The sequence below is a fragment of the Streptomyces sp. NBC_00461 genome, assembly GCF_036013935.1.
Taxonomy (GTDB): Bacteria; Actinomycetota; Actinomycetes; order Streptomycetales; family Streptomycetaceae; genus Streptomyces.
The window spans coordinates 6,496,023-6,511,657 of record NZ_CP107902.1; the positions used below are offsets into that span (position 1 = coordinate 6,496,023).

General features: G+C 71.7%; 8 protein-coding genes. 5 read left to right on the forward strand and 3 right to left on the reverse strand.

Annotation, left to right across the window (positions count from 1 at the left end; genetic code table 11):
• Positions 1-80: 80 nt before the first annotated feature.
• Both OG870_RS30525 and OG870_RS30530 read right to left on the reverse strand, forming a co-directional pair.
• A complete protein-coding gene (locus OG870_RS30525; protein ID WP_266589792.1) occupies positions 81-1,637 on the reverse strand; it encodes an alpha/beta hydrolase in 1,557 nt (518 codons plus the stop codon).
• Positions 1,638-1,725: 88 nt separating this feature from the next.
• Positions 1,726-4,494, reverse strand: a complete 2,769-nt coding sequence (locus OG870_RS30530) for a lysylphosphatidylglycerol synthase domain-containing protein (RefSeq protein ID WP_266521205.1) — start codon at positions 4,492-4,494, stop codon at positions 1,726-1,728.
• Between the two features lie 198 nt (positions 4,495-4,692).
• Here OG870_RS30530 and OG870_RS30535 point away from each other — a divergent pair, with 198 nt between their 5' ends.
• The 5 genes from OG870_RS30535 to nudC all read left to right on the forward strand — a co-directional run bounded on the left by OG870_RS30535 (position 4,693) and on the right by nudC (position 15,202).
• Entirely contained in the window at positions 4,693-5,079 is a 387-nt protein-coding gene (locus OG870_RS30535) for an MGMT family protein (RefSeq protein WP_266844031.1), read from the forward strand.
• A gap of 257 nt (positions 5,080-5,336) precedes the next feature.
• Positions 5,337-9,044 carry a UvrD-helicase domain-containing protein gene (locus OG870_RS30540; RefSeq protein ID WP_266844029.1) on the forward strand — a complete coding sequence of 1,236 codons (3,708 nt, stop codon included), beginning with the start codon at positions 5,337-5,339 and terminating at the stop codon, positions 9,042-9,044.
• A gap of 100 nt (positions 9,045-9,144) precedes the next feature.
• The gene (locus tag OG870_RS30545) at positions 9,145-12,675 is read left to right on the forward strand and encodes an ATP-dependent DNA helicase (RefSeq protein ID WP_266844028.1); all 3,531 of its coding nucleotides are present in this window, start codon (positions 9,145-9,147) and stop codon (positions 12,673-12,675) included.
• Positions 12,676-12,685: 10 nt separating this feature from the next.
• Positions 12,686-14,098 carry a dipeptidase gene (locus OG870_RS30550; RefSeq protein ID WP_266589798.1) on the forward strand — a complete coding sequence of 471 codons (1,413 nt, stop codon included), beginning with the start codon at positions 12,686-12,688 and terminating at the stop codon, positions 14,096-14,098.
• 159 nt (positions 14,099-14,257) lie between these two features.
• Positions 14,258-15,202: an NAD(+) diphosphatase gene (gene nudC / locus OG870_RS30555; protein WP_266521214.1), complete on the forward strand. Its 945-nt coding sequence runs from the start codon at positions 14,258-14,260 to the stop codon at positions 15,200-15,202.
• Between the two features lie 120 nt (positions 15,203-15,322).
• On the opposite strand, the gene OG870_RS30560 is transcribed toward nudC, so the two are convergent.
• Complete coding sequence (locus OG870_RS30560; protein ID WP_266521216.1) at positions 15,323-15,565, reverse strand: mycoredoxin; 243 nt, start codon at positions 15,563-15,565, stop codon at positions 15,323-15,325.
• Between the last annotated feature and the right edge of the window lie 70 nt (positions 15,566-15,635).

The following is a 15,635-nucleotide window of genomic DNA, read 5'->3' on the forward strand; positions in this document are numbered from 1 at the left end:
GTAGGCGGATCAAGCCACATCTGCCCGAGCCTGTGGATAACCTCCTGACCTGCGTGTTTATCCAGAATTCGCCGTGCGCTTCAGGAGCAGACGATTCCGGCCGGTGGCACCTTCCCGTCCAGGAGATAGCCGTTCACCGCAGCCTGCACGCACTTGTTCTTGCTGTCGTAGGCGCCGTGCCCCTGGCCCTTGTACGTCAGCTCGACGCCGACACCCTTGCCCAGCGCGTCCACCATCTTCTTCGCGCCCTCGTACGGCGTGGCCGGGTCGCCGGTGTTTCCGACGACGAGGATCGGCGCGGCCCCCGGCGCGCTCACGTCGGGATGGTCGGCGGCGCCCGGCACGGCCCAGTCGGTGCAGCCGGCCATGCCCCAGGCCAGGAAGTCACCGAACAGGGGCGAGGCCGACCGGAACTCGGGCAGCTTCTGCTGCACGTAGCCGGTGCTGTAGCGGGGCTTGTCGTCGGCGCAGTTGATCGCGATGTTGGCTGCGGTGATGTTGCTGTACTCGCCGTTCTCGCTGCGCCCGTTCAGCGAGTCGGACAGCGCCATGAGGACCTTGCCGTCACCGTCGTACGCCTGCTCCAGGCCCTCGGTGAGGTACTGCCAGAAGTCCTTCGAGTAAAGCGCCTGCGCGATGCCGTTGGTCGCGGCGGTCTGGGTCAGCCGGCGGGGGAAGATGCCGGAGATCGGCTTTTTGTCGAGCTCCTTCAGCAGTGTGGCGATGCGGTCCTTCACGTCCTGCGCGGTGTCGCCGATGGCGCAGTCCGTGGTCTTCGACGTGCAGTCCTCGGCGAAGTTGTCGAGCGCGAGCTGGAAGCCCTTGGCCTGTCCGAGCGAGCCCTGTTCGGAGTTCTGCGTCGGGTCGACGACCGCGTCGAAGACGGCACGGCCCACGTGCTTGGGGAACAAGTGGGCGTAGACGCCGCCGAGTTCGGTGCCGTAGGAGATGCCGAAGTAGTACAGCTTGTCGTCACCGAGGACCTGTCGCATCAGGTCCATGTCCCGGGCCGCGTCGGTGGTGCGCACATGCGGCAGCACCTTCTTGGAGTTCTTCTCGCAGGACGCGTTGAACTCCTTGGTGTTGTCCAGGAACTCGGCGCGCTCGGCGGCGTCGTCGGGGGTCGCGTCCTGCTGGAAGTACGCGTCGAGCTGCTGGTCGCTCTCGCACTTCACGGGAGCGCTGCGGCCGACTCCGCGCGGGTCGAAGCTGACCAGGTCGTAGCGGGTGCGCAACTTCGCGTAGTCCTGGCCGAAGGAGGGCAGCGTGGAGACGCCCGAGCCGCCGGGCCCGCCGAAGTTGAAGACGAGCGAGCCGATACGCCCGCTCTTCTCGCCGCTCGCCTTCGCCCGGATCAGCGCGATGCCGATCGTGTCGCCCTTGGGTTCGGCCCAGTCGAGGGGCGCCTCCATCGTGGCGCACTGCCACTGGCCACCGTTCGGCAGAGGCGACGGGGCGTCGCCGCCGCCCTCCGCCGCGGACGGGGCCGGGCAGTCCTTCCAGTCCAGCTTCTGGGCCGACAGATCCGTGTCCTGCGAGTCCTTGGAGTCGTCGGTGCAGCCCGCCAGCAGCACGGAGGACAGCAGCACCACGGTGGCGGTCAGTGCGGCGGCGCGCAGGCGGGGAGGGTTCGGCATGCTTCCATCCTGCGGGCACGCGCGTGTGGGCGCTCGGGACGCGAGCCGTAAGGGGTACGAAGGGGTACACCCGTCTACGGCCTTCGTACTACAGCGCGCCCTTGCGTGACAGTTGGTTGAAGGCCAGCCAGCCCGGCAGCACCGGCAGCCACAGCGTCAGCAGACGGAACAGCAGGACGGCCGGGGCCGCCACCTCCTTGGGCAGGCCCACGGCGATCAGACCGACCGTCAGGGTCGCCTCGACCGCGCCCACACCGCCCGGGGTCGGGGCCGCGGACCCGAGCGCGTTGCCCGCGAGGAAGACGACGGCGACGCTGGCGATGCTGAGGGAGGTGCCCTGGCTGCCGAAAGCACGGATCGAAGCGTCCAGGCACATCACGAAGCAGGCGGTCAGCAGCAGCATGCCGCCGATGCCGGTGACGAGCTTCTGCGGCCGCTGCAGTACGTCCAGCATGCGCGGCACGACACCGGCGAAAAGCGACCGCACGCGCGTGGAGACGAATTTCCGCAGGAAGGGCACCGAGGTGACCACCAGAACGAGCACCGCCACCGTCAGCAGACCCGCGATGACCGTCCGGGACGGCGACAGCGAGGGCGTCTTCTCGGTGCCGGTGAGGTAGCCGAAGGACAGCAGCATCAGGATGTGGCAGCCGAGCCCGAACAGCTGTGAGGCGCCCACGCTCGCCACCGCGAGCCCCGGACGCACCCCCGAGCGTTGCAGGAAGCGGGTGTTGAGGGCGACGCCGCCCACCGCGGCCGGAGCGACGATCTTGACGAACGACCCGGCGACCTGCGCCGCCACGGCCCGCAGGAACGGCACCCGCTCGGGCACGAACCCCAGCAGCGCCATCGCCGCCGCGAAGTAGCTTGCCGCCGAGAACGCCACGGCCGCCAGGACCCAGCCCCACTGCGCGTTCGCGACCAGAGGGCCGAGTTCGATGTGGGTGAGCTGCGTCAGCAGGAAGTAGGCACCGATGGCGCCGGCGATGAAACTGATCAGCGTGCGCGGCCGCACCCGCTCCAGGCGGGCCGGCTCCACCGGCGCCTGCGGCCTGATCAACAGCACCTGATGACGGATCTGTGTGAGCAGATCCTCCTCGCGAGCCTCGTCCAGGGCCTCGTCGATGGCCCTCTTCTCGGCCCGCTGCTCCGCGCGTACGGCCTTCTTGTCGGGCTTGTCGAGTACGACGGGCCCGGTGTCGTCCGACGCCTCCTCCAGCCGGGCCTGCTTGGCCTGCCGGGACGCCTCCAGGACCGCCTCGCGCTCGCGCTGGGCGCGCTCCCGGGCCAGCTTGCGCAGGGTCGCGCGGGAGGTGCGGCTGAGGGCGATGGGCTGCAGCATCGGCAGACAGTCCGCCACGTCGTCCGGGCCGAGCACGCCCACCGCCGACGCCACCGCACGCTCGGCGCCCACCCGCAGTCCGAGCGTCACCAGGAGCTGCGAGATGTCCATGCGCAGCAGCAGGTCGCCGGCCGCGATCTCGCCGACGCGCAGATCGGTCAGGATCACCGTGCCGGAACGATCCACCAGAATCGCCTCGCCCACCAGCCTGCGGTGTGCGATGCGCCGAGACTGCAGCGCCCGAACCTGGTGCCACGTGTCGTGCAGCAGCTCGTCGGTGATCTCGTCGTCCGCCAGGGCGTCGAGCGTGCGCCCGCCCGTGTGCTCGTAGACGAGTATCACGGCGTCGGGGCCGAGCTCCGAGGTCGCGATCAGCTTGGGCGCGTTGGCACCGGCCGCGATGGCCGCGTAGGCGAGCAGCGCCTCCTGCTCCAGCGCCTGCCGCAGCGACTGGAGGCTGCTGCGCGTGGCGAAGCCGCGCAGCGTCAGATTGCGCCACGCGCGGTAGAAGAACCCCTGCGCCTGCTGCTCCCGGTCGACCACCGTCACGTCCAGCGGCGGTCCGTCCTCCAAAGTGACGAAGTAGCGCCGGCCGCGATCGCCCGTCTCCGGGTTGTCCGACACCTCCTCGCGGGCCGCGCTCACCGGACGGAAGCCGACGTGCCGGAGGCCCGCCATCAGCGTCCGCCCGGTGGGACGGACATTGGGCGAGCCGACCGCGTACAGCGTCCCGTAGGCCACGGTCCAGCCCATCAGCACCGTCAGAATGATCGAGAACGGTGTCGTGTAGCCGGTGACGAGCATCGAGAAGGCGTCGAGGAGCAGCACGATCCACAGCACCGCGCGCCAGCGTGGCCGCCGGGACATGCCGACGGCCGTCATGTACGCGATGACCGGCGCGAGATAGCCGTGCACCGGGTCGGTCAGGGCGTGGATGTCGCCGGGGGAGGGCTGGGTGAGCGCCTCCTGGATGGAGTCGGGCGCGGCCTTGGCGACCCACAGGTCTGTGGCCAGAGTCACTCCGTGCGCGAGGACCGCGGCGAGCACACCGTCGGCGATGCGCAGCCCGTCGCGCTTGATCAGCCGCTCGATCGCGAACGCGACCGGCACCAGGAGGATCGCGATGCTGGACGCCAGACCCGCGATCTTGATGAGCAGATCGGGCGCCTGCCCGGTGCCCTTGTTGATGTCCTGTTCGAGGCCCGAGGTGGTGCCGTGGGCGAACGCGGCGATCGCCAGCAGGACGACGACGGCGAGCACGCCCACCAGAAGGCGCATGAGGTCGGACGGACGGTGCACGCGCGCGGGGAGCAGCGGTTCGTCGCCCTCGACCTCGTCGACGTGCGCCTCGTCGCAGAACTCGTCCTCGCCGCTGTCCACGTCGGAAGGAGTGTCCTTACCGCCCGTACCGGCACTGGAATCGGCGTCGGAGTCGGGGCCGGAACCGGTGTGAGGGCGCGACGAAGCGGCAGAGGTGCTCTCCGCGTCCTCTGGGTGCGCACCCTGCTGTTTCATCGTCTCTTCTTGATCTCGTATCACCGGTCACCGCCCGCATGATGGTGGCATGCCCCACCGACACGCGGGGGTGTCAGGGTGCACATGCGGGGGCGCACAGTCTGCCGGAAGCGCCGCCCGGGGGCGAGGGACAGGCACAGGCACACGCACAGTCGCGAGCCCGCCACGCTGTCGGTGGCGTGGGGCAGGATGGGCCGGATGAGCGAGGAGAGCCTTCCGCACGACGACCGCCCGGAGCCCCCGGACGCCCTCCCGGAGTACGCCGAGCGCGTCCTGGACGTCGCCGAACTGATCCCACCCGGGCGTGTCATGACATACGGCGACGTTGCCGAGTGGCTGGAGGAAGGCGGTCCCCGCCAGGTCGGCCGCGTGATGGCGCTCTACGGGGGAGCCGCTCCCTGGTGGCGCGTCGTGCGCGCGGACGGCGCTCTCCTCCCGGGCCACGAACTGCGCGCCCTTGACCACTACCGCGTCGAGGGCACACCCCTGAAGGAGGCGGGCAGAGCCACCGAGGGCCACCTGCCACGCCTCGACATGAAGCGGGCGCGGTGGGACGGCGGCGAACACGCGGACGGTCACACCTGACAGCTTCCGCCATCCGAAGGGTCTGCGGGTGGCCCGTGATCCGTACGAGGGAACAGGGGCACGTCCGTGGCATGCCGTACGTTCGTGGGGCGAGGGACGCGCGGGTCGCGAGTGCCGTACGGGAAGAAGAGGAAGCCCTGCTTCCGCACCGGTCGTCGGCGTAGCGTCGGCGGCACGCGTCCCCCTCACCTCCCGATCACCGTCCTCCACGCACGGTGGTCCGACGACCAGCACAACCACCAGGACCGGCGAACCACGTGAGCTCCTCTTCCTCCACCAGGCGCCTGTCGCACCCCCGGGTGCGGCAGGGGAACCGTGGCGCTTACCGACTGGTGCGTACCCCGCCGGCCACAGCGGCTCCCCCTCGTCTGGACGCGGCACAGCGCTCCGTGGTTGACCACAGGAACGGCCCGCTGCTCGTCCTCGCAGGCCCGGGCACCGGCAAGACCACCACGCTCGTCGAGTCCGTGGCGGCCAGGATCGCCCGCGGCGGGGACCCCGAGCGCATCCTGGTGCTGACGTTCAGCCGCAGGGCGGCCGTCGAACTGCGCGACCGCATGGCGCTGCGCATAGGGGCGGCACGCGCTCCCCGGGCGACCACCTTCCACTCGTTCTGCTACGCCCTGGTCCGCGCCCACCAGGACAGCGAACTGTTCGCCGAGCCGCTGCGCCTGCTCTCCGGCCCCGAGCAGGACGTCACGGTCCGCGAACTGCTCGCGGGACAGGGCGGCCTGGAGCGGCTCGGCCTCGCGCACGTGCGCTGGCCCGACGAGCTGCGCGCCTGCCTCACCACCCGCGGCTTCGCCGACGAGGTCCGCGCGGTCCTCGCCCGCAGCCGTGAGCTGGGCCTGGGACCCGGCGCCCTGGACGCGTTCGCCCGCCGTATCGGCCGCCCCGACTGGCGCGCCGCGGCCGCCTTCCTCGCCGAGTACCTCGACGTGCTCGACATGCAGGGCGTGCTCGACTACGCGGAACTGGTCCACCGCGCGGTCCTCCTCGCCCACCGCCCCGACGGCGCCGCGCGGCTCGCCGCCCAGTACGACGCCGTCTTCGTGGACGAGTACCAGGACACGGACGCCGCACAGGTACGGCTGCTGCACGCGCTCGCGGGCGACGGCCGCACCCTCGTCTCCTTCGGCGACCCGGACCAGTCGATCTACGCGTTCCGGGGCGCCGATGTGAACGGCATCCTGGAGTTCCCGGCGGCCTTCCCGCGCGCGGACGGCAGCCCGGCACCCGTCGAGGTCCTGCGCACCTCCCGCCGCTCCGGCGCCGCGCTGCTCGGCGCGACCCGGCTCCTCACCCAGCGCATGCCGCTCACCCGCCTGCCGGCGGAGAAGGTACGCGCGCACCGCGACCTCGCCCCTGTCCGTGACGGAGGCCGCGTCGAGGTCTACACGTACCCGACGCCCGGTACGGAGCTGGACAACATCGCCGACATCCTGCGCCGGGCACACCTTGAGGACGGCGTTCCGTGGCGCGAGATGGCCGTCCTGGTGCGCGCCGGATCCCGCACGATTCCAACGGTCCGCCGCGCCCTCACGGCCGCCGGCGTCCCCCTGGACATCGACGGCGACGACCTGCCCCTGCGCCACGAACCAGCGGTGGCGCCACTGCTGACGGCACTGAAGGCGGTGGCCGCGGCGGAGGCGGCCTCGGGGGGAGCGGAGGAGGACGTACGTGGCAAGGGCGGTGTCGACGGTGAGGGCTACGGCGCGGGCGAGGACGCGGACGTAGCGGCGGAGTACGGCGAGGACGGGCTGAAGGCGCCTGAAGGTGGCAAGGGAGAGCCGGCGGCATCGGAAGGCGGCGGGGGAGGGTCGGCGGCATCGGAAGGCGGCGGTGACGAGCGGGCTGCACCTGAAGATGGCGGAAGCGAGCTGACCGCGCCGGAACACGGCGGGGAGGAACTCGCTGCACCGGAAGATGGAGTGGACGAGGTGACGACATCGGAGGATGGCGGGGAGGAACTCGCTGCACCGGAAGATGGCGTGGACGAGGTGACGACATCGGAAGACGGCAGGGAACAACTCGCTGCACCGGAAGACGGCGAGGCCGACTCGGCCGATGCGCCGGACCCGTGCTGGCTCGACACTGAAACCGCCCTGATGCTGCTCGCCTCGCCCCTCGCCGGTATGGACGCCGCCGATCTGCGTCGCCTCGGTCGTGCCCTGCGTGACGAGGAGCGGGCCGCGGGCAACGCCCTGCCGCCGCCCTCGGACGAGCTGCTCACAAGGGCGCTGGCCGAGCCTGAGCGCCTGGTCGCGCACGACCCCACGTACGCGCGTGGCGCACAGCGTCTCGGCGCGCTGCTGGGCAAGGCCCGTGAGCGCCTCGCGGGCGGCGGCACGGCCGAGGAGGCCCTGTGGGACCTGTGGGAGGGCACACCCTGGCCGGCCCGCCTGGAGCGGTCCGCGCGGCGCGGTGGTGCTGCCGGACGCAACGCCGACCGTGATCTGGACGCCGTGTGCGCGCTGTTCGCGACCGCCGCGCGCGCGGAGGAACGCACCGGAGGCAGGGGCGCCCTCAACTTCCTGGAGGAGATCGAGGCCGAGGACATCGCTGCCGACACCCTCACGCGGCGTGCCGTACGCCCCGACGCCGTGCGCCTGATGACCGCGCACCGCTCCAAGGGCCTGGAGTGGCGGCTCGTCGTCGTCGCGGGCGTCCAGGAGGGCCTGTGGCCGGACCTGCGCCGCCGTGGCTCGCTGCTGGAGGCCGACCGCATCGGCCGCGACGGACTCGCCGAACCGCTCACTCCGGGTGCGCTGCTGACGGAGGAGCGGCGCCTGTTCTACGTGGCGGCCACGCGCGCGCGTGAACGGCTCGTCGTCACCGCGGTGAAGGCCCCCGCGGACGACGGCGACCAGCCTTCCCGCTTCCTCACCGAACTCGGCGTCGAGCCCAGGGACGTCACGGGCCGCCCGCGCCGCCCGCTGTCCGTCGCCGCGCTCGTGGCCGAACTGCGTGCCACGACCGTCGACCCGCGTGTCTCGGACACCCTGAGGGAGGCCGCCGCCCACCGGTTGGCGCGGCTCGCCGCGCTCGCCGACGAGGACGGCCGCCCGCTGGTCCCCTCAGCCCACCCCTACCGTTGGTGGGGCATGTACGAGCCGACCGAGAGCAAGGTGCCGCTGCGCAACCGCGACGAGCCCGTCGTGCTCTCCGGCAGCGCCCTCGACCAGCTCGCCAACACCTGCGCCCTGCAGTGGTTCCTGGGCCGCGAGGTCAAGGCCGACGCCCCCGCGACCGCCGCCCAGGGCTTCGGCAACGTGGTGCACGTCCTCGCCGACGAGGTCGCCTCCGGCCACACCCCCGCCGACCTCGCCGTCCTCATGGAGCGCCTCGACTCCGTGTGGAACGCGCTCGCCTTCGACGCGCCCTGGAAGTCCGCGCAGGAGAAGGACAACGCGCGCGTGGCGCTCGAACGCTTCCTGAAGTGGCACGTCGACACCAGCGGCGCCCGCTCGGGCCGCGCACCCGTGGCCAGCGAGCACGGCTTCGACGTCACCCTCGAAGCGGGCGACTACGAGGTCCGCATCCGCGGCTCCATGGACCGGGTCGAGACCGACGGCGAGGGCCGCGCCTACGTCGTCGACTTCAAGACCGGCAAACAGGCGCCGACCGCACGCGAGATGGAACACCACCCCCAGCTCGCCGTCTACCAGCTCGCCGTCCGCGAAGGCGCCGTGGACGACGCCTTCGACGGGGTGCGCCCCGAGCCCGCCGGCGCCGAACTCGTCCAGTTGCGCCAGGGTGCCGCCCGACGCGACGGCGGCGAGACCCTGCCCAAGGTGCAGGCCCAGGCACCACTGGAGGGGGAGTGGGTCGGCGAGCTGCTGGCCAACGCCGCCGGGAAGGTCCTCGACGAGCGGTTCACACCGAGCGCTGGCCAGCACTGCACCCACTGCGCGTTCCAGGCGTCCTGCAGCGCACGGTCCGAGGGGCGGCACATCGTCGAGTGACGTGAGTGATCCACGACACCACCCGTGCCGACCTGCGCTTCCGCCCGCCCCGAGGCGGATCCGTCCGCCACTGTCAGTGGTCGCCGCTAGCCTCTCTGACGTGCCGCCCCGTATCACCGACCCCGATCAGCTCAAGGAACTCCTGGGGATTCCGTTCACCCCGGAGCAGACGGCCTGCATCGTCGCGCCGCCCGCCCCCCAGGTGATCGTCGCCGGAGCCGGGTCGGGCAAGACGACCGTGATGGCGGCACGCGTGGTGTGGCTCGTCGGCACCGGCCAGGTCGCCCCCGAGCAGGTCCTCGGCCTCACCTTCACCAACAAGGCCGCCGGCGAACTCGCCGAGCGCGTCCGCAAGGCGCTCGTCAGGGCCGGGGTCACCGACCCCGACGTCATCGACCCGGACAACCCGCCCGGCGAGCCCGTGATCTCGACGTACCACGCCTTCGCGGGCCGCCTCCTGACCGACCACGGCCTGCGCATCGGCCTCGAACCGACCGCCCGCCTCCTCGCCGACGCCACCCGCTACCAGCTCGCCGCACGCGTGCTGCGCGAGGCACCGGGCCCCTACCCGGCGCTCACCCGCTCCTTCGCGGACCTGGTCAGCGACCTGCTCACCCTCGACGCGGAACTCTCCGAACACCTCGTACGGCCCGAGGACGTGCGCGCGTACGACACCGAGCTGCTGCGCACCCTGGAGGGCACCAAGCTCGGCAATGACGCGTTGCGGCAGGTCCCCAAGGCCGCCGCCGCGCGCCGTGACCTCGCCGGCCTCGTGACCCGCTACCGCGCCGCCAAGCGCGAACGCGACCTGCTCGACTTCGGCGACCAGATCGCCCTGTCCGCACAGCTCGCGCAGATCCCGGAAGTCGGCCGCATCCTGCGCGACGAGTTCCGCGTGGTCCTCCTCGACGAGTACCAGGACACCTCGGTGGCCCAGCGCATCCTCCTGGCCGGCCTGTTCGGCGACGGCACCGGCCACCCCGTCACCGCCGTCGGCGATCCCTGCCAGGCGATCTACGGCTGGCGCGGCGCCTCCGTCGCCAACCTGGACGACTTCCCGCAGCACTTCGCGCACCCCGACGGTCACCCCGCCGCCCGCCAGGCGCTCAGCGAGAACCGCCGCAGCGGCGGCCGGCTCCTGGACCTGGCCAACGGCCTCGCAGAGCCCCTGCGCGCCATGCACGCGGGCGTGGAGGCCCTCCGCCCCGCCCCCGGCGCCGAGCGCGACGGCACCGTGCGCTGTGCGCTGCTGCCCACCCACGCCGACGAGATCGAGTGGCTCGCCGACTCCGTCGCCCACCTCGTGAACACCGGGAAGGCACCCGGCGAGATCGCCGTCCTGTGCCGTACGGCGACCGACTTCGCCGAGATCCAGGGCGCACTCGTCGCCCGGGACGTGCCCGTCGAGGTGGTCGGCCTGTCCGGACTGCTGCACCTCCCCGAGATCGCCGACCTGGTCGCCGTCTGCGAGGTCCTCCAGGACCCCGGCGCCAACGCCTCACTGGTTCGCCTGCTGACCGGCCCGCGCTGGCGCATCGGCCCCCGCGACCTCGCCCTTCTGGGACGACGCGCACGGCTGCTCGTGGCCCACGCACGCGTGGACGGCGACGACGACCGCGACCGCCGGCTCGCCGAGGCCGTCGAGGGAGTCGACCCCTCCGAGGTGACCTCGCTGGCGGACGCCCTCGAAACCTTCCTGGAGATGCCGCTCGACGCCGGACGGGAGGACGACGCACTGCCCTTCTCCCCGGACGCACGTGTCCGGTTCGCGCGCCTGGCCGCCGAACTGCGCGACCTGCGCCGCTCCCTGGCCGACCCGCTCATGGACGTCCTGCACCGCGTCCTCGCCGTCACCGGCCTGGAGGTGGAACTGTCCGCGTCCCCGCACGCCCTGGCCGCCCGCCGCCGCGAGACCCTCTCCAACTTCCTCGACATCGCCGCCTCATTCGCCGCCGGCGACGGCCAGGCCAGCCTGCTCGCCTTCCTGGCCTTCCTGAGAACGGCCGCCCAGTACGAGAAGGGCCTCGACAACGCCCTGCCCGGCGGCGAGAACACCGTCAAGGTCCTCACCGCGCACAAGTCCAAGGGCCTGGAATGGGACGTCGTGGCCGTGCCCGGCCTGGTCACCGGCACCTTCCCCAGCACTCAGGGCCGCGAGAAGTGGACCGCCCAGGGCAAGGTGCTGCCGCACGAACTGCGCGGCGACTCCGACACCCTGCCCGACGTGGACACGTGGGACTCCCGCGGCCTGAAGGCCTTCCAGGAGGCCATGAAGGAGCACCAGCACACCGAGGAACTCCGCCTCGGCTACGTCACCTTCACCCGCCCCCGCTCCCTGCTCCTCGGCTCGGGGCACTGGTGGGGCCCCACCCAGAAGAAGCGCCGCGGACCGTCAGATTTCCTCCACGCCCTGTACGACCACTGCACGGCCGGACACGGCGAGATCGAGGCATGGGCGGACGAACCCGCCGACGACGAGGAGAACCCGGCCCTGCACGCCGCGACCGCCGACCAGGTCTGGCCCCTGCCCCTGGACGACGCGGCCCTGACCCGACGCCGCGCGGCCGCCGAGACAGTGCTGAACCATCTGGCCTCCCACAGCGACGGCCACCCCGCGGCCACGCACGACCCGGACAGCCACGACGACCCGGACTGGCCACCACCGGACGACGAGGACGCGCCCCACGACGAGGAGGACCCCTTCACGGACGAGGACGCCGCCGACTGGGACACCTGGCCCACGGCCCGCCCGACCGTCCCGCACCAGGCCACGGCCCCGGAGAGCACCGAACACCGCAGCACACCCGACAGCGCACGCACCCACCCGGAGCGCACAGCACACGAATCCGCCCCCGCGCACCCCCACCCCACCCCCGCCCACCCCCGCCTCACCCCCGAGGAAGCCCGCACCCTCGCCTCCTGGGACCGCGACCTCGACGCCCTCACCGGCGAACTCCTGCGCGCCCGGGAAGCCGTCACCGACGTCCCCCTCCCCACCTCGCTCACCGCATCCCAGGTGCTGCGCCTCGCCGCCGACCCCGACGGCTTCGCACAGGAACTCGCACGCCCCATGCCACGCCCCCCGCAACCCGCCGCACGACAGGGCACCCGCTTCCACGCCTGGGTCGAGGCACGCTTCGAAGAGCTCACCCTGCCCGTCCTGGAGCCGGACGAACTGCCCGGCACTGAAGCCGAGATCGCCGACGAACGCGACCTCGAAGCCCTCAAGGACGCCTTCGAACGCACCGCGTACGCCCACCGCACACCCCACCGTGTCGAAACCCCCTTCCAGCTCGCCATCGCCGGCCGAGTGGTCCGAGGGCGCATCGACGCCGTCTACAAGGAGCACGACGGCGACGCGACGACGTACGAGATCGTCGACTGGAAGACCAGCCGCACCCGCACCGCCGACCCCCTCCAGCTCGCCCTGTACCGGCTCGCCTGGGCCGAGCAACAGGGCGTTCCCCTGGAGTCCGTCAACGCCGCGTTCCTCTACGTACGCACTGGTGAGGTTGTACGACCGCAGGGCCTGCCCGACCGGGCCGCACTGGAGCGGCTGCTGCTGGCAGAGCCGGCCGCGCAAGCAAACTGTGAGGAACCGCCCACCGAGGATGTCGGTGCGGGCCGATAGGCTCGTGACCATGAGCCAGCCCGTTGACAGTGCCGTCAGCGCCGTGCGTTCGTACATCGAGCAGCACCGCGCCGTCTTCCTCGACGACCTCGCGGAATGGCTGCGCATCCCGTCCGTGTCGGCCCAGCCCGACCACGCGCCCGACGTACGCCGCAGCGCCGACTGGCTCGCCGCCAAACTCCAGGAGACCGGCTTCCCGACCGCGCAGGTCTGGGAGACGCCCGGCGCCCCCGCCGTCTTCGCCGAATGGCCCGCCGCCGACCCCGAAGCGCCCACCGTGCTCGTCTACGGCCATCACGACGTCCAGCCCGCCGCCCGCGAGGACGGCTGGGACACCGACCCCTTCGAGCCCGTCATCCGCGAAAACCGTCTCCACGCGCGCGGGGCCGCCGACGACAAGGGCCAGGTGTTCTTCCACACACTCGGCGTCCGCGCCCACCTCGCCACCACCGGCCGCACCGCCCCCGCGGTCCACCTCAAGCTGCTCATCGAGGGCGAGGAGGAATCCGGCTCGCCGCACTTCCGCGCGCTGGTCGAAGAGCAGGCGGACAGGCTCGCCGCCGACGCCGTGATCGTCTCGGACACCGGCATGTGGTCCGAGGACACCCCCACCGTATGCACCGGCATGCGCGGCCTCGCCGAGTGCGAGATCCGCCTCCACGGCCCCGACCAGGACATCCACTCCGGCTCCTTCGGCGGCGCCGTCCCCAACCCGGCCACCGTCGCAGCCCGACTGGTCGCAGCCCTCCACGACGAACACGCACGCGTGGCGATCCCCGGCTTCTACGACGACATCGTCGAACTCACCGACCGCGAGCGCGAACTCTTCGCCGAACTGCCCTTCGACGAGCAGCAGTGGCTGCACACCGCCAAGTCCCACGCCACCCACGGCGAGACCGGACACACCACCCTCGAACGCATCTGGGCCCGCCCCACGGCGGAGGTCAACGGCATCGGCGGCGGCTACCAGGGCCCCGGCAGCAAGACGATCATCCCGTCCTCAGCCATGGTGAAGCTCTCCTTCCGCCTGGTCGCGGGCCAGGACCCCGACCACATCGAGAAGGCAGTCCGCGCCTGGGCCGCCGAGCAGGTGCCCGCCGGGATCCGATGCGAGATCACCTTCGGCGCGGCCACCCGCCCATGCCTGACACCGCTCGACCACCCCGCCTTGCAGTCGGTGGTCCGCGCGATGGGCCGCGCCTTCGACCAGCCGATCCGCCACACACGCGAGGGCGGCTCCGGACCGGCCGCCGACCTCCAGGAAGTCCTCGGAGCACCCGTGCTCTTCCTGGGCATCTCCGTCCCCTCCGACGGCTGGCACGCCCCGAACGAGAAGGTCGAACTCGACCTGCTCCTCAAAGGCGTCGAAACCAGCGCCCATCTGTGGAGCGACCTCGCCGACACCTGGCGCCATGCACCCTGAGCACCCCGCACCCACCGGAAGGGCAGCGCCCGCGCGGCACACTGGACGAACCGCCCCGCACCGCCCGCCACCACCGGATCCGGATGCCGCCTCCCGCTCTACGTCCCGCCGAACCGCCCGCCGAAACAACCCGTTCCACTGGGGGAGTTGGAAGCACTCGTGACCACCTGGACCGACCACACCGCCGACCGCCCCATCTCGCTCACCGCGCCCAGCGGCATCGACCGCGCCGCCCACCACCGCCTCGACGAGGCCTGGCTCGCGGCGGCATGGAGCCACCCCACGACCCGCTGCTTCGTGGTCTCCGGCGGCCAGGTCCTCATCGACGAGACGGCCGACGGCCGCACCGAACTCGTCATGACCCCCTCCTTCGAAGCCCCCCTCACCGAAGCACACCGCTACTTCCTCGGCACCGACGACGACGGCGCCAGCTACTTCGCCCTCCAGAAGGACGCACTGCCCGGCCGCATCGACCAGTCCGCGCGCGCTGCCGGCCTGCGCGAGGCCGGACTCCTGCTGTCACCCCGCGACGCAGGCCTGATGGTGCACGCGGTCGGCCTGGAGAACTGGCAGCGCACCCACCGCTTCTGCTCCCGCTGCGGCGAGCGCACCGTCATCGCCGCGGCCGGTCACATCCGCCGCTGCTCCGCCTGCGGCGCCGAGCACTACCCGCGCACCGACCCCGCCGTGATCATGGCCGTCACCGACGACGAGGACCGAATCCTGCTCGGCCGACAGGTCCACTGGCCCGAGGGCCGCTTCTCGACCCTCGCCGGCTTCGTCGAACCCGGCGAATCCATCGAGCAATCGGTGCGCCGCGAGGTCTTCGAAGAAGCCGGCATCACCGTCGGCGCGGTCGAATACGTCGCCAGCCAGCCCTGGCCCTTCCCCTCCAGCCTCATGCTCGGCTTCATGGCCCACGCGACCTCGACCGAGATCAACGTCGACGGCGACGAGATCCACGAAGCCCGCTGGTTCTCCCGCGACGAACTGGGCGCCGCCTTCGAATCCGGCGACGTACTGCCTCCCTACGGCATCTCCATCGCAGCCCGCCTCATCGAGATGTGGTACGGCAAGCCCCTGCCGACGAGGAGCTTCGTCTGAGGCCCGGCCGCAGCTTCCGGCGCCGACTGCTGTCGCGCTCCACGGTGACGTAGGACACGCCAAAGAGGGCGGTCCCTGAGACACCTCAGGGACCGCCCTCCGCACAACACAGCGCAGCAGTTACGCGCTGATCTTCTGCTTCACCTGCGCCAGCGACGGGTTCGTCAGCGTCGAACCGTCCGGGAACAGCACCGTCGGAACCGTCTGGTTTCCGCCATTCGCCTTCTCCACGAACGCCGCGGACTCCGGGTCCTGCTCGATGTTGATCTCGTCGTACGTGATGCCCTCGCGGTCCATCTGGCTCTTCAGCCGACGGCAGTAGCCACACCACGTGGTGCTGTACATCGTCACAGTGCCCGGCATGTCTCTCGCGCTCCTCAGCTGCTCGGCAATCCTTGCTCGCAGAGAGGGAACGTACTTGAAAGAGCCACCA